This window comes from Pseudoflavitalea rhizosphaerae, assembly GCF_003991355.1.
Taxonomy (GTDB): Bacteria; Bacteroidota; Bacteroidia; order Chitinophagales; family Chitinophagaceae; genus Pseudobacter; species Pseudobacter rhizosphaerae.
Map to the genome: position 1 here is coordinate 101,330 of NZ_RCSU01000020.1, position 15,420 is coordinate 116,749.

16 protein-coding genes and 1 riboswitch are annotated in these 15,420 nt (G+C 48.0%); of the genes, 4 read left to right on the forward strand and 12 right to left on the reverse strand.

Annotated features, from left to right (window positions below; all coding sequences use genetic code 11):
- Positions 1-2: 2 nt before the first annotated feature.
- Positions 3-347: a DUF3127 domain-containing protein gene (locus D9Y29_RS24860; protein WP_127132957.1), complete on the reverse strand. Its 345-nt coding sequence runs from the start codon at positions 345-347 to the stop codon at positions 3-5.
- 397 nt (positions 348-744) lie between these two features.
- Here D9Y29_RS24860 and D9Y29_RS24865 point away from each other — a divergent pair, with 397 nt between their 5' ends.
- Together D9Y29_RS24865 and D9Y29_RS24870 are read left to right on the forward strand one after the other, a co-directional pair.
- Positions 745-1,215 carry an Lrp/AsnC family transcriptional regulator gene (locus D9Y29_RS24865; RefSeq protein ID WP_130542218.1) on the forward strand — a complete coding sequence of 157 codons (471 nt, stop codon included), beginning with the start codon at positions 745-747 and terminating at the stop codon, positions 1,213-1,215.
- Positions 1,216-1,220: 5 nt separating this feature from the next.
- Entirely contained in the window at positions 1,221-2,228 is a 1,008-nt protein-coding gene (locus D9Y29_RS24870; protein ID WP_127132959.1) for an EamA family transporter, read from the forward strand.
- Positions 2,229-2,293: 65 nt separating this feature from the next.
- On the opposite strand, the gene D9Y29_RS24875 is transcribed toward D9Y29_RS24870, so the two are convergent.
- The 4 genes from D9Y29_RS24875 to D9Y29_RS24890 form a co-directional block, all read right to left on the reverse strand.
- Positions 2,294-3,340: a nucleoid-associated protein gene (locus D9Y29_RS24875; RefSeq protein WP_127132960.1), complete on the reverse strand. Its 1,047-nt coding sequence runs from the start codon at positions 3,338-3,340 to the stop codon at positions 2,294-2,296.
- Between the two features lie 38 nt (positions 3,341-3,378).
- Positions 3,379-4,104, reverse strand: coding sequence for a peptidylprolyl isomerase (locus D9Y29_RS24880; protein ID WP_127132961.1), 726 nt, complete (start codon positions 4,102-4,104; stop codon positions 3,379-3,381).
- Between the two features lie 72 nt (positions 4,105-4,176).
- Positions 4,177-5,940: a hypothetical protein gene (locus D9Y29_RS24885; protein ID WP_127132962.1), complete on the reverse strand. Its 1,764-nt coding sequence runs from the start codon at positions 5,938-5,940 to the stop codon at positions 4,177-4,179.
- Positions 5,895-6,431 carry a glycosyltransferase family 117 protein gene (locus D9Y29_RS24890; protein WP_127132963.1) on the reverse strand — a complete coding sequence of 179 codons (537 nt, stop codon included), beginning with the start codon at positions 6,429-6,431 and terminating at the stop codon, positions 5,895-5,897. The genes D9Y29_RS24885 and D9Y29_RS24890 overlap by 46 nt, the downstream gene beginning before the upstream one ends.
- A 489-nt stretch (positions 6,432-6,920) precedes the next feature.
- Between D9Y29_RS24890 and D9Y29_RS24895 the strand changes: the two genes are divergently transcribed.
- Positions 6,921-8,504 carry a hypothetical protein gene (locus D9Y29_RS24895; RefSeq protein ID WP_127132964.1) on the forward strand — a complete coding sequence of 528 codons (1,584 nt, stop codon included), beginning with the start codon at positions 6,921-6,923 and terminating at the stop codon, positions 8,502-8,504.
- Position 8,505: 1 nt separating this feature from the next.
- Here D9Y29_RS24895 and surE read toward each other — a convergent pair whose 3' ends face one another.
- Complete coding sequence (gene surE, locus D9Y29_RS24900) at positions 8,506-9,234, reverse strand: 5'/3'-nucleotidase SurE (RefSeq protein WP_127132965.1); 729 nt, start codon at positions 9,232-9,234, stop codon at positions 8,506-8,508.
- Positions 9,235-9,305: 71 nt separating this feature from the next.
- On the opposite strand from surE, the gene D9Y29_RS24905 reads away from it, so the two are divergent.
- Positions 9,306-10,214, forward strand: coding sequence for a diacylglycerol/lipid kinase family protein (locus D9Y29_RS24905; RefSeq protein WP_127132966.1), 909 nt, complete (start codon positions 9,306-9,308; stop codon positions 10,212-10,214).
- A gap of 9 nt (positions 10,215-10,223) precedes the next feature.
- Here D9Y29_RS24905 and D9Y29_RS24910 read toward each other — a convergent pair whose 3' ends face one another.
- From D9Y29_RS24910 to D9Y29_RS26590, 6 genes are all read right to left on the reverse strand, one after another.
- Positions 10,224-10,499 carry a Trm112 family protein gene (locus D9Y29_RS24910; protein WP_127132967.1) on the reverse strand — a complete coding sequence of 92 codons (276 nt, stop codon included), beginning with the start codon at positions 10,497-10,499 and terminating at the stop codon, positions 10,224-10,226.
- Between the two features lies 1 nt (position 10,500).
- Positions 10,501-11,148, reverse strand: coding sequence for a thiamine phosphate synthase (locus tag D9Y29_RS24915; protein WP_164735543.1), 648 nt, complete (start codon positions 11,146-11,148; stop codon positions 10,501-10,503).
- Positions 11,145-12,191: an AIR synthase family protein gene (locus D9Y29_RS24920; protein WP_127132969.1), complete on the reverse strand. Its 1,047-nt coding sequence runs from the start codon at positions 12,189-12,191 to the stop codon at positions 11,145-11,147. The genes D9Y29_RS24915 and D9Y29_RS24920 overlap by 4 nt, the downstream gene beginning before the upstream one ends.
- A 6-nt stretch (positions 12,192-12,197) precedes the next feature.
- A complete protein-coding gene (locus D9Y29_RS24925) occupies positions 12,198-12,896 on the reverse strand; it encodes a class I SAM-dependent methyltransferase (RefSeq protein ID WP_127132970.1) in 699 nt (232 codons plus the stop codon).
- A gap of 119 nt (positions 12,897-13,015) precedes the next feature.
- A riboswitch (TPP riboswitch) is annotated at positions 13,016-13,107 on the reverse strand.
- A 33-nt stretch (positions 13,108-13,140) separates the two neighbouring features.
- Positions 13,141-13,602 (reverse strand): hypothetical protein, encoded by a 462-nt coding sequence (locus tag D9Y29_RS24930; RefSeq protein WP_127132971.1) that lies wholly within the window; start codon positions 13,600-13,602, stop codon positions 13,141-13,143.
- 18 nt (positions 13,603-13,620) lie between these two features.
- A partial coding sequence (locus D9Y29_RS26590; protein ID WP_164735544.1) for an autotransporter outer membrane beta-barrel domain-containing protein occupies positions 13,621-15,420 on the reverse strand: 1,800 nt, incomplete at its 5' end.

The window sequence follows — 15,420 nt, forward strand, 5'->3', positions numbered from 1 at the left end:
TTTTAAAACGGAAGATCGTCGTCAGACGCTCCTGGCTGAAATCCGGGAGGACCATCGGGCACCGCGCTGTTGCCGCCGCCAGCTGCTGCGCGCACAACTTTCCATGCTTTCACGTCTGTGTACCAGCGGCCATTGAATTCGCGGCTTTCCACGTCGAAGGAAACTGTAACCTGTTCGCCGGGTTTGATGCTGGCGAGATCTATTTTATCGCCCCAGGCTGCAATGCAAACTTTTTTGGGGTAAGTATCGCCTGTTTCGAGAATGAATTCCTGTTTTTTCCAGGTGCCGTTCTTTCCCTGTCCTGTTTGCACGGGAAGGAACTGGAGGATCTTTCCACTTATGTCCATTATTGACTGATTTACTGATTTGCGTAAATATATGGCGGGTTTGAAAAACGGCAATAAGAATTTATGCAGGTGATGTGCAGGAAGCAGGAGATGGTAAAGATCCAGGGTGCCACCAGTCGCTCGCCTCCGGCGAGTGACCCATATTTGTTCGCCTCCGGCGAACACCGCGTCGCCGGAGGCGACTAAATAGAAGTCACTCGCCGGAGGCGAGCGACTGGCGGCACCCTGGCGCTTTCTTCGTTCAAAACCCGAATAAAATTCGGTTTTAAACCCCTTTCACTTTGCAATTCCGATTATTGTTCGGCCATCGACCCATAAAATCTGAATAAATTCTAAATTTTGCCGTTTCACCGAATATTATTCTGGAATATTTTAAATTTACAGAAAGATAGCAGCAATGGAAATCACCCTCGACAATACAGACCTCCAGATACTCGACCTGATGCAGTCAAATGCCCGGATCTCCAATGCAGACCTGGCACGCGAACTGAATATGGCGCCCTCAGCAGTACTGGAGCGAGTAAAGAAACTCGAGAACAAAAATGTGATCGTCCGTTATTCTGCGCAGGTGAATCCTGCAGCCATTCAACAAAAACTCCTCGCTTTTATTTTCATAAGATCCTCCGAAGGATTTTCCTGTAGTGGTGACACTTCCAAAGCCCTTGCACAAATTCCCGAAGTGCAGGAAGTACATCATATCGCAGGAGAAGATTGCTACCTTATTAAAGTCCGCACTGCCGATTCTGCCTCACTCATGCATTTGATGCGCAACTCACTCCAAAAGATCCCTAATATTTCATCCACCAAAACAACCATCGTTTTGGAAACCGTAAAAGAGCAACAGCAACTGGTCATTCCAAAAAAATAAAATGTATGTCAACTGTAGCCAAAAAGCCCGCTTCAACGATCATGGTGATCCTCGCGTTCGCCACTGTGTACCTGGTATGGGGTTCCACATATTTTTTCATTCAAAAGGCTGTACATGATTTCCCGCCTTTGATCATGGGGGCATTGCGTTTCCTGGTGGCCGGCGGCATCATGCTGGCCTGGTGTCTGATCAGGGGAGAGAAGCTCTGGAGCCCCAAACAATTCAAAGCGGCCTTTATTACCGGCGCGCTGTTGTTGTTCATCGGAAACGGTTGTGTGATCTGGGCTGAGAAAACTTTACCCAGCTCCCTGGTGGCCGTTTGGATCTCTTCGGCGCCCATCTGGTTCCTCCTGCTCGATAAATCAAAATGGAAAGAGAATTTCCGCAGCACCAGCACCATCGTTGGACTGATCATCGGTTTCATTGGTGTAGTGTTGCTGCTGAGTGATCAACTGGATACGATCATGAATACGCCAGGCGGCGGGGAAACACTGGTTGGCCTCCTCATCGTGTTGGTGGGTTGTATCAGCTGGGCTGGAGGTTCCATCTATTCCAAATACAATTCAACAGGATCAGCCCTCGTGAACACCACTATTCAAATGCTGACTGCGGGTTTTATCTTCCTCCCAGGCAGTTTTATTGCCGGAGAATGGAAGGAATTCAGCTTTGCGGCAGTGAGCACCAGCGCATGGCTTTCCCTTGGCTACCTGATCTTGTTCGGATCTATACTTGCTTTCAGCGCTTATGTATGGCTGTTACAGGTGAGAAGCCCAACGCAGGTGAGTACTTATGCTTACGTGAACCCTGTTGTGGCTGTGTTATTGGGAGTCTTCTTCGCCAATGAGGTGATGAGCTTCTGGCAGTTGCTTGGACTGGGCATTATCCTGGGAAGCGTGCTGCTGATCAACCTCGCCAAATATCGCAATTCTGATAAAGGAAATTCAGGCAAAGGCTCAACGCCTTTGTTGAATAAACGACTCATTGTTTCTAATGCTCAGGAAAAGATGGCCTAGTCAGCCATTGCAGGCAGGGTCTTCAGTTTTACGGATGGAGATCCTGTTTTTTCCTGCGGCATAGATCAGCTTTCTTCGTCGAAAAAGATCTTGTAGTATTTCTTTCCCGTCATTTCATCCACTCCTTTTTCAATCAGGTCTCTCCGGCCGTGAATATAGATATGGAAGTTCTTATCCAGCTTTAATACGGTCTTGAAAACACGCTGCTGTTTTTTTACCGCGTTGATATGGATAGCGAATTCATCATTCAGTTCAAAGTTCTTCGCTGATTCGAAATTCTTTTTGTAATCCATGAAAGTGTCAACCACTTCCTGGTGGTGCATCACTTCTTCTGCAAATTCCTGAATGCTGAAATTTTCCTTGCTCTTGAAATAATCCATACTCCTGTTGAGCAGGTCTATCTGATCACTTTTGGATACGTCGAATTTTTCCGGGTATTCCTGGGTGATGAATTGCTTACAGAGATTAAGGACCTTGTCTGTATTATGGTAGCTGTCAGCATAGGGAGTTATCTGCAGGAACTCTTCCACCCAGTATTGCGCATCATTGTTCTTATTGGTACTGTCTACCACGCAAACCTTGAAGCCTTCCACGGTATTTGTTCTGAACACGAGACAGCCTTTGTCCATTTTATTGATGTTGACGCCTTCTTCATGTAAAACCTCATAGCTTTTTCCATGGGGGAATACCCTCAGGAAGGATTCCTTGGTTTCAGATTTGAAAATGCCGATTGCCTGAATATATTCACCTTCAAAAGGAACATTGTCGAATTGCACTACATAGAGTTCACCTTCTTTTACTTTAACGTGCGTGGATTTTGTGTAGAGGAAACGGGCAATATAGGCGGCCTGTTCCTGGAAGGACTCCCTGTCTTCAAAGATAGCGGCCACATAGCGGTACACTTCATTCATTTGAAGATCGCTGATATGCGTGAAGTGGAAGAGCTCGTTTTCGTTGAAGGCGCCGAGGAAGTATTTGGTGAGCAGGCCTCTCACGATCTCGTCGTTGAGTGTAAGCATGTTTTCACTCAGGTGCAGATCTTCGCCACGGGAGGGGTTGCCGATCTTGTGAACGATCACTTTCTCCAGCTGTACACTATCGATGCCTGTCATGTTACTTCGTTTTTTGAGGCCGCGAAGATAAGCAGCCGTTACAACTTTTTGATGTTGTAAATAGGAACAGGAGGGTCGAAATACTGATCGTATTCAGGTTGGTTGTAGATCTTTCTTACAATGTCCAGTCCTTTCACAACCCTTCCGAAGGCGGCGTAGCCGAGTCCGTCTGCATTGTTGGCGCCGCCGGCATCGAATCCTGGCTGATCGCCGATGCAGATGAAGAATTCGCTGGTGGCTGTGCCGGGGTCTGTGCGTGCGAGAGAAACAACACCGTCTTTGTGGAGAATGCCTGTTTCTTTGGTGGACTCGTGTGGAATGCCCGGTAACTCCGGTCTTTTCTTCGATCTGTACAAGCCTCCCTGGACCAGGTTGGCTTTGGCCGCATTGGAAGGTTGGTTCTCATCGTTCAATACACGGTAGAAACTGGCGTTATTGTAAAGATCTTTTTCTATGTAACTTAAAAATGCGGCAACGCTTTTGGGCGCTTTATCGGGATAAAGTTCAATGATGATATCACCCTGGCGGGTGCTGATCTCCACGCGCGGATGTTTGGAGTCTCCGGAGGAACAGCCTACGAACAGGAACACAGCCACTATCAGTTGCCACCAATACTTCGGGTGTGCCCAGTCGCCCGCCTCCCGGCGAGTGACTTCTATTTGCCCGCCTCCGGCGGGCGCCGTGTCGCCGGAGGCGACGGAATAACCGTCACTCACGGGGACGCGAGCGACTACAGCACCCTGATTTGATTTTCCAGGCTTCATATGTACAAAGCTAAAAAGAAAAGCAGCAATACAAGTGTACTGCTGCTTCCATCATTCTATTATTTCAATTTTCTATAAAGTGGCGGGTTGCTTTTCCCATTCGCTCAACTGGTTCAGCAACTGGAAACTGCTGAGGATATCATTAGCGAATGAAGCCTGGTGATTACTCAGTGAAGCGCCGCCGCCCTGAACCAGATGGTAAGCGTTACGGGCAAGCTCATCATCGCTTTGCGGCTCTTCTCCCAGTGAACGATAGTACTCCATTTGTTGCAACAGATCTTTGCGTAATGATGCTGTTACTTTTTTCGCTAATTCCATATCACCGGCCAGGTAACAGGCATGGAGGAATTGAAGCGACATAATATTATGCTGATTGCCCCGGTTGCTGGTAAAACCATAAGGCATATTGGCCGGGCTCACGTTCTCATCAAAGCGACGCAGCACTTTTTTCGCCTTTTCTTTATCCCCGGCTTTTGCCAGGCTCATGGCCAGCTGCACATGGGCCATCTTGATCACGTTGAGCCTTAAACGATTTGTTTCATCCAGGTACATGCCGGCTTTATGGGTATTACCGTATTGAAAATGGTTCATCACATTCGCATAGGCGGCTTCGTTATCCACTTCACTGCTCTCTACCGGGCTCAACTGGTATACAAGCCCTTTCGATCTCACATAATTACCCAATCCATAATCAGATGCTGTTTGAGAAGAAGCAAAACAGATGGGTCTTTCCCACTTATTGGCCGGGTCCACGGGAATACTGAATTTATTCATGGGGAGAAGATGAAAAGTTTCTCCATCTTCGGTTACAGTAGTGTATTTGCTGTCATCGGAGGCGACGGTGTTTTTTAAAGATTCATAGAGATCATAATACTTTCCGGGATCGAAGCCCTGCATTTTATTGAAGTATACTACGCCTCTTTTGTTGCCGGCTACCTGTTCTTTGGTGAACAGCACATCCACCGGCGCGCTGTTGTTCACTTTGTAGCGAAGCTGATCGATGCACCAGTCGTTACCGATCATAGTGGCAATCACAACGCGCACATCCCTTCGCACACTTTCCACTTCCTGGAGGTACCAGATGGGATAAGTGTCATTGTCTTCGGCTGTGATGAGGAAGAGCAATGTATTCACGAACCAGTCTTTGTTATTCCGCCTTAGCTGAAAGAATAGGCCAACCAGGCCGAGCGCCAGTGGCAACATGAATAAACGGTTATAAGCTTTGTTGCTGTCGCGGGCAGTGTCGGGCATTTTCGACTGGTTACCGTAAAGAGAGTTGTCAACAAAATTGATCCCGCTGATGAAATTACTGTCGCGGGGATTGCCGAATCCCTGCAGATCATTTTGCCTTCCGGCGAAATTCCACATGAAGTAGCGCATGTACATCCATCCTGCCTGGTAGCGCGAGAAGTAAGCGATATTATCTTTCATAGATGGCGTTTCACCCTCTTCGAGACCGGTGAAATTATAGTAACAGACTTTTTGATTGCGGTCGTCATTATTATCCCATATGCGCGGGAAGAAATGTGCACCCGGCGCATTGGCCCAGTACTGTACATATTTTGGACCAGCAGTTTCATATTTCTTTTCTCCTTTTACATATTCTTCTCCTGCTTTTTTGAAAGGTGTGCGTTCCGTGAAGTCGGGACCGTAGAACAGGGGCCAGTCGTTATAACTTTCACGACCAAGATAAGAGGCGAGGCTGATTGGATTATCCACGCTGAACATATTCACAGCAGGATCTGCATTGGACCTGATCAGGGTTGTGGTATAAGTAGAATAGCCAAGCATCACGAACAAGGCGCTGCTCCCGGCTGATCTGCCCTGGCTTCCCATTTGAAAATGGCCCAGAATACCAGTGCTGTAAAGAATGAGCTGAGCGCATACACTTCTCCTTCCACAGCACTGAACCAGAAAGAATCGGAGAATGCATAGGCTAGTGAACCGATCAAGCCTGCGCTCAGAATAGTGAAGCTCTGTTGACCAGTTGGACTTGCCTGTGATGCAGGCAGCAACAGCTTTTTGGCTAAATATGTAATAGTCCAGAACAGGAAGAGAATGGTGAATCCGCTGGCGATGACGCTCATGCCGTTCACTGCAATGGCGGTGGTTTGCGGGTTATCACCGAAAAGGATTACAAAGAATCTTCCCATCAAAATGAACAGGGGAGAGCCCGGAGGATGCGGGATCTGAAGTTTGTTGGCGCTGGATATGAATTCACCGCAATCCCAGAAGCTGGTAGTTGGCTCCAAAGTGAACAGGTAAACGGTACAGGCCACAGCACAGACCAGCCACCCGAACAGATTGTTCAATTTGTTGAACTGCATAGCATTAAGGCATTAGATGAAGTAAAGGAGATGTGTTCCTTTAAATTTCGAGCTTTTGAGCGGGGAATGAAATACCGGCAGGATAAAAGAAGCGGATATTAAGGCGGCTTTAACATTTCCTTGCAATTTTCCGGCAACTATAGTGTGCGATTCGTTTTTGTATTATATTGCAGCCGTAAAAAAAAAAGGGTCTTCTGTAGAAACAGATGACCTCTAACGATTGCTTGCCATATGAAAATTCTTAAAAATCTTTTTCGTGTGGATTTGATTTTCGGCCTCTAACTCTGCTTTGCTTGTCACTTTGTCTTTTGCCTCTTTCTATTGCTGCCTGCTTACGATTGCTTGGCCATATGTTTGTTTCAAATCCGATGTAAAAATAACACGAGAAATCACTGCTGGCAAAACAACTTATTACGTATTTTATCATCCCAAAACTGGTAAATAAATCTTAAAACCCTTACCGGGCGTGCGTTTTAGGAGAATTTCAATATGAGGGCCAACCCATTTACAGACTCATTATTTCAGTTAGTTCGATCTCTGGAGAAGTCGGAAAAACGACATTTTAAGCTATATATCACCAGAAGTTCCGCCAAGGAAGACCTTAAGATCATCCAATTATTTGATGCTCTGGACAAATTACCGGAGTATGATGAAAAGGTATTGCTGAAAAAACTGTCGCCCATCACCAAACCACAGTTGGCCAATCTCAAAACCCATCTTTACAAACAGTTGTTAGCAGGATTACGTCTTTTGAAGACTGCAGAGAATATAGACCTGCAGCTCAGCGAACAACTGGATTACGCCCGTGTACTGTATAATAAAGGACTGAAGATCCAGGCGCTCAAGATCCTGGAGAAAGCCAAGGAATTCGCGAAAGCCAATCATAAATATAACTACCTGGCACAAGTGATTTCGCTGGAGAAGAAGATCGAGACCCTTCATATCACACGCAGCTCGCAGGAGAAAACAGAACTGCTGGCCACGGAAGCGCTCGAGATCAGCCAGCATATAGACAGTGTAGTGAAATTGTCTAACCTCGCATTGCTCATGTACCGCTGGTTCATCCGCAATGGCCATGCCCGTAACCAGGATGAGGAAAAAGACATCAAGGACTTCTTCAAAAAGAACCTGCCTGAAAATGCGCACAAGGTAACTGACTGGTATGAACGCTTATACCTTTATCAAAGCTATTGCTGGTATGCTTTCATCCGCCAGGACTGGCTGATGTATTACCGCAACAGTAAGAAATGGATCGAATTGTTCGAAGAACAGCCTGTGATGATCTCTGTAGAACCTGGTCACTACGTAAAGGGAATGCACAACCTGCTCAATGCCCATTTCGATCTGCGCAACTTTGACCAGTTCGACCTTACACTCCGCAAATTCCAGGAGTATGCGGATACTGATCTCGCCAAGGCGCACGATAACTTCCGTGTTCATACCTTTATCTATATCAGTGGCGCCCGCCTGAACCAGCACCTGATGCAGGGCACGTTCAAACAAGGGCTCTCCATTGTTCCTGAAATTGAAAAAGACCTCAACGATTACGAGCTCTATGTAGACACCCACCGGATCCTGGTGTTCAACTACAAATTCGCCACCCTTCATTTTGGAGCAGGCGATTATTCTACCAGTATCGACTACCTGCAGAAGATCATGAACGTGTCCGTTCCCGACCTCCGGGTTGACCTGCAATGTTACGCACGCCTGCTGCACCTGATGGCGCATTATGAAATGGGCAATTATGATATCATGGAATCGCTCATCAAAAGCGTGTACCGTTTCATGGCCAAGATGCAGAACCTGACGATGGTGGAAGAAGAGATGTTCAGATTCCTTCGCAATTCATTTGATGTATCCCCCCGCAAGCTCAGGCCGGAGCTGGAGAAATTCCTGCAAAAGATCAAACACCTGGAAGGCAACCGCTTTGAAACGCGCGCCTTTGCTTACCTGGACGTTGTGTCTTGGGTGGAAAGCAAAGTGTATGAGAAGCCCATGGGCGATGTGGTCCACGCGAAATACCTGGAAAGCAAGCGCAGGGTGAAACCTGAAAGGGCCACTGTTAAGCATTAGGTCAGGAATGATCGGTCATCTCTTTCAACCGGGCTTCATCGGTCAGGTCTAAACGCAGAGGGGTAACCGAAACATATTCATTTTCTATAGCCCACCTGTCTGTGTCTTCTTCAGCAGGCTCCAGCGGGATCACCGTGAACCAGTAATGTTTTCTTCCCATCGGGTCCATTCCCGGAACTATTTTACCATCGTAAAAGCGAACCGACTGGCGTGTCCACTTGATGCCTCTTGGCACTGGCGGGAAATTCACGTTCAGCAATTTTGCTTCTTTCATTTCGAGCAACCTGCTGAGGGTCCTTTCCACATAAGGGCCGAGTGTATCGAAGTCCGGCTCCGTTTTGCCGGCAACAGTACTGAAAGCAATACCTCTCAAACCCAGCAGTGCAGCCTGTTTGGCGGCAGCGAGCGTACCTGAGTGCCACATTCCATTACCCAGGTTCAGTCCCATATTGATGCCCGAGAGCACAATCTCGATATCAGCCCACATATGTGTGCCGAGCGCTACGCAATCTGCAGGCGTTCCATTCACCCTGTAGGCTTCCATTCCTTCAAATGTTATGGGCGACTTCTTATAAAAAAGTGGCCGGGAGTGAGTGATCGCATGGCCCATGGAGGATTGCTCCACATCGGGCGCCACTACCAGCACTTCGCCGAACCTGGAAGCGATCTTTGCCAGGGATGCGATGCCCGGGCTGTAAATTCCATCGTCGTTGGTTACCAGTATTCTCATGAATAAATGCCTATCATAATCATGCCTGCCGGAAATATTGTTGGTATGCTTTTATTAGAAGAATTCACTGTATGAAATTGGCCATGTTAATCCACAACCCCGGAGCAGGGGACCAGGAACACACGAAGCAAAAACTGCTCGAACTGCTCAAATCCCAGGATTATGAGTGTAGATATTTTTCAACAAAGAAGGAAGGCTGGGAAACCATCGATCCCGATGCAGACCTTATTGTTATTGCAGGAGGAGATGGCACTGTAGGCAAAGTGGTGCGCAATGTTGTGAAGCAGGAACGAACGCATATTCCTTTGGCGCTACTACCCGCAGGCACTGCAAATAATATTGCAGACACACTCGGCATCAGCGGTAACCTGGAAGAGATCGTTCAAGCCTGGAAGCCCGGGCTCATTAAGAAATTCGATCTTGGTCTTTTTAAACAGGAAGACGATGAGCAGATCTTCCTGGAAGGGGTGGGCTTTGGCCTTTTCCCCAAACTGATCAGGGAAATGAAAAAAATGGATGATGTTCCGGAAACAGCGGAAGAGTCGCTGGAACTGGCGTTAACTACCTTGCTCGATATTGTGCATACAGCTAAGAGCCGTTACTGCAAACTGGAACTGGATGGCAATGATCATTCAGGCGATTACCTGTTGCTGGAGATCATGAATGTGCACAGTATCGGCCCCAACCTGAAACTGGCTCCCCAGGCCGATCCTGGTGATGACCGCTTTGATGCGGTCTGGATCAGGGAAGATGAACGCAGCAAGCTGATCGAATACCTCCGGCATCGTTTGAACAAAGAAGAAGCAACACCGCCCTTTCATTCACTCGCCTGCAAACGTGTTCACCTTGAATGGGCAGGAGCGCAGGTGCATATAGATGATGCCCTCGAGAAAAAAGAAAAGCCTCCATTGGCAGCCGTGATAGAGCTGCTGCCTGAAATGGTCAGCTTTCTGATTCCTGCAAAACCATCGGCTATTTAGTTTCCATTATTAGTCTTTTGCATTTTCCAGGCGGAAAGTTTCAAATTTCTTTCCTTCCAGTTGGTGTTCCCATCGCTTCACTACGGGGGCTTCCAGTTCCCACTCCCTGTATTCATCAGGGCTCATGATGGGCACTCCATGTATGATGGGATAATACCTGTTACAATGGCTGCAGCTTAGCAATCCTTCGATGATATGATTATTGGTGTCAGTTGCAAACACTTTAAGCTGAAGGTCATTTTTATCGAAGGGACAACAGAGTTGATGTATGAAATCAGGATGCATGTTAATGAGATTTTTGTTGTTGAAGGATCTTGTTGAATGCTGTGGTCACTGCAGCGGGATCTTCCGCTTTCATGATGCTGTTGATCACAGCCACGCCATCGAGCCCTGTATGCAATATGTCAGGAAGATTGCTGGTGGTAATACCGCCTGCCGCGAAAATGGGCATATTGGTCATTGCCCTGGCAGCCTTGATGGTAGCGGGTTTCACCCACTCGCAACTATTGGCGGAACCGGATGGGAATACTGAACAGAAAGAGATATAATCCATTTTCTGATCGATGGCATACTGAACTGTTTCCAGGTTATTCCCGCAGGTGATCCCTGTGATGATCTTTCTACCGATGGCTTTCCTGATCAGGGCCAGGTTACCAGAGGGTTGATCGAAGTGAATACCATGGGCATCCGTTTGCGTGAGCAACTCCCAATTCCCGTTGATCAGAACAGGCACATCAAAGGGGCGTGCGAGCTCCAGCAGGGTTTGCACTATTGCAGCTTTCGAACTGATGTATTGCAGATTGTCCCAGACCTGAATGGCAGCTAACCCGCTTTTCAATGCAAGCCGGATCTTTTGATAAGACGTGTCAGTCAATGCAGCAGGGTCCACTACCAGGTAGATGCCGCCGCGGATGGGATTTGGAGTTGTTATCATTTCCATTCGTTTTTTAAAGCTTGAAAGAATGCATTCCAGTAAGGATCGGGTCCCGGACGTGAAAGTGTTTCGATGCCATCATCTTTTTGTAACCTGACGCCATGTTCCTTTTCTGTGAATTCTCCTGCCACGGATACTTTTATGTTCAGAAGTGCAAATTGATGCAGTACAGAAGCTTCATGTTCCGGCTTTACCGCTATGATCATGGAGCCTGCGCCGATACAGCGTAATGGATCGATGTCAAACAAATCGCAAACTGCCTGCTGTGCAGCTCCAACGGGCAACTCCTCTGGGTCTATGATTGCACCACAACCCGCGGCAGTTGCCATTTCATAGATGGCGCCGAGCAGGCCACCTTCTGTAACATCGTGCATGGCTGTTATGGGCAGCCCGGCAGCGCATAAGCCTGCCTGTAAGGAACTGGTTTCCTGGAAAAGTGCTGCAGCTTTTTCCCATATCTCTTTTCCACATTTCTTCTTTACTGTTTCAGGAAAGCTGAGCGCAAGTATTGAACTGGCTATTTGAGCAGCTTCTTTTGTGACCATAATAAGATCCCCGGGTCTGGCATATTTGCTCAGCAGCATTTTTCCTGCCGGCGCAATACTGATCATGGTGCCGCCACCGGCGATGGTGGAATGCTGACCGGCAGCTTTTCCGGTATGTCCGCCGGTAATGGCAACGCCGATATCTTTACAATACCGGTGCACGAATGTCCAATACTCTTCAAACTCCGCGCTGGTGGCCGATTCCGGCAGGTTCAATACCAACTGGACAAACTGGGGAGGTTGGGAAGTGGTGGCGATATCATTAGCCATTAAATGAACAGAAAGCCATGCCGATTCACGAAGCCCCAGCGTAGGTATCCAGGAAAGCGGATCGCTGGTGAGCGCCATCGAGTGGCCTCCCGGCAGATCGATGAGGCACACATCCACCCCATATTCAGGACCTGTGGCCACCATCTTATTTTCGGCTCCCCGTAAGGGATAGATGAGCTGATTGAAGAGGTCCATGTGCAATTTTCCACTTTCTACAAATGCTGACATAGCTCACTATTTGAATTGAACGAAGAGCGCAAAGAAGTCGCCATATGGCATTCCCCATTGCTGTACGGGAAACCATTTCGGCAGGCCGGTGCATGTCCATTCGATGGAATAGTTCTCGCCTTTCAGTGCTTCATTGATCTTGCTGATAAGCGAATCCGGTGTGTAGAAATGGGCAGTTACATAAAAAGGATTCTTTCCGAAAGCCTGTTGTACGCGGCGCCTGATGAATTTGGGCGAGTTGCGGTTCATCATCCCAAATACGATCCCGTGCTTGGCCACCCTGCGTGCTTCGCGAATCACCTGAACAGGATCCCTGTAATATTCGAAGGTGGTGATGAAGGCCAGGGCATCGAAAGTTTTGTCTTTGAACGGCATGTAATGTGCATCGGCCAGAGCCAGGTTACCATCGAAAAGATGTTTTCCCTGGCCGAGCATGAATGGCGAAAGATCTGCTCCTGTTGCCCGGATCCCGATATTATGCCACCACCTGGTGAATCTGGTGGTGCCGCATCCGAATTCGAGCAGTGTTTTAATGCGTTCATCTTTTTTGATAAGGCTGCCGATCGTTTTTTTCTGCCATACTTCAGCGCGCTTATAGCGGCCTTCGTACCATTGTTCGTAAGAATCTGTGTGCTCCCTGTTGAAGAACCATTCAGGCCTTTGCTGCCAGGTTCTGATCCCTTTGGTTAGTTGTTGAAGTTCCATTTTTACAGTTTTACACTGCACGGGGGAACTAATGGGATCGAACAGGAATATGGTAAAAGAAAAAACCACATTTCCTGCTCGAAGAAAATGTGGTTTATGCTGAATACAATGAAGTACTATCAGTGTCACCTTGCATTCCCTCCGCTGGTATTAACCAGTTCAGGTTCCCGGGTATCATCTCAGCTACTGTGTAGCACCCCGATGCAATAATTAATGACCAAATTTATTACTGTTTCCCGAATTCTCAGCGTTTTCTTTTCATCTGCGCCAACACCTTGTCTGCAGTGGCTTTGCGTTCTGCTTTTTTCTGCGCTTCGGTTTGGTATGTTACAGTATGCCTTTGTGTTTGTTGCATCTGCATCATAGGGCCACGCGCCTGATGAGCGTTCCTGTTTACATTGGCGATACTCTCAATGGGTCTGGCTTTGGGGTTCGACCTTCTTTCCAGCAACATGGCCAGCACACGTTCGCGCTCAGTGATTGTGCCCGGTTGTTGTATGTTCAGTTGTACCGGCCGCATGGCTGAGTTGGCCATTACTTGCGATCTGCGGGGATTAGCCTGCATCTTAATGATCGCCTTCTTAACGGACTCCGGCATGTTTTTCTCGTACTTCTGATATGATGACGGCAACTGTTGCGCCATTGCCATATTGGTGAAGGCGGTTACCAGTATCAGCAGTATTCCGGGAAGGTATGAAGATTTCATTGCTATCTTTTTAAATGCTTACTTAACACTAACCAGTACGTTGATCTTTCCAACAGTGTTTGTGTTGTAGTCCTGCAGGGCTTTACCGAGCACTTGTCCAACTCTCACTTTGTCGGGATCAGCTTTCATGGCAACTCCGGGGATTGAAGAGGTCACCAGCAGATCGCCACGTTTGATAGCGCCGCCTTCCAGGCAAACCTTGGTGGGTATCACACCGATCACACCCATGGGCACCATTTTGTCCAGATGGCTTTTCAGAGCATCTTTTTCTGTGAGCATCAGACCTGGTTTGGTGGCATAAACACCTGCTACCAGTGTAGAGTATGCGCCGGATGATTTGGTAACCATACGGTCAGATGTTTCAGAGATCACGAGAACATCTCCTGCTTCATAGGCTGAGCGGATGCCTTCCACATCGAACATTTCGGCAACGTCTGCGCCGCCTGTTTGTGCACCATTGGCAAAGTACCCGGTTCCACTGGCATCTATCCTTGCAACATTGGTATTGTTCACTTTGAACACAGCCACATCGCCTTCGGGATCTCCGAGAAGCTCAGCTACGAGGGCAGTACCACCGGCACCTGTTGCGCTGGTTGCCTGAGCCATGATACCCATGCCTCCGGCAAAATCATTGTATCCTTTAACTGCCGCGGCCAATCCGGTATTGACACCGGAGACACCGGAGGATACATCACTGAATGTTACACCCTGCACACCTTCTCCTCCATTATAGTGCTGCCCTATTACAGCAGCTCTTGATGGTTCGAGTGTTCCACCAAAAACACCATGGCTACCACTACTGATAGACGTTATACCAATACCATAACCCTGGTGCACGATAGTAAGGGCATCAGAGCCTGCACTCGCATCAGACACTTCAATATATGCGGCAGTACTTCTGGCGCTTCTGGCATAAATGCCGATGCTTTCTTCGGAGAAAGCTTCCACACCGGTCCCATTAACAGAATACCCTCTCACACCGGAACCCAAACCATTGTGGATACCTAGTACGCCGGTACCGTTATTGGTGTAAGTGGCATTATTGATCCCTTTTACGCCTGCTACGTCCAATCCGGCATTATCGTTCAGAATGATACCAGTCACGCCGGCAACATTATCTGTTGTAGAATTATTGACGCCTTCAATTGCAGGGGCATCGCCATCGTTTGTAATAGAGAGCGCTTTTGTTGCTTCATTCACTGTTTTTATATAAGGAAGAACAAGTCCCGGAACAGCAGCAGGAGCCCATGCTGCTCCATCGAAAGTGAGTACTTCACCTGTTGCAGGAGCGGTTGCGCTGAGGTCAACTCCCTTGAGTTTGGCCACAGTGGGAGCAGGGTAGTTGCCATCGAGATCTCCGGTAGCTGTTCCTCCTGGAGGAAGACTGAGCCCTGAAGCCAGCTTGTCGGCCGTGATTGCGCCATCAGCAATTTTTGCTGTAGTTATATTGGCGTCGAGGATCTTGGCGGTTGTAACAGCATTGGCTGCGAGCTTCAGTGCAGTAACAGCTGCATCATCCAGCTTTACTGTAGTGATGGCTCCGTTAAGCACTTTGGCGGAAGTAACGGCATCATCAGCAAGCTTGGTTGCATTGATAGCATTTGCTGCAACTGTCGGACCGGGGAAGGTTCCGGTCAGATCTCCGCTGGCGGCTCCGCCGGGAGGGATGGAAAGACCAACAGCAAGTTTATTGGAAGTGATGGCACCGTCAGCGATTTTAGCTGAGGTCACTGCTTCGTCCTGAAGTTTTGTTGTTCCAACAGAAGTGTTGGCAAGCTTGGCATTGGTTACGGATGCGTCAGCAAGTTTTGCTGTGGT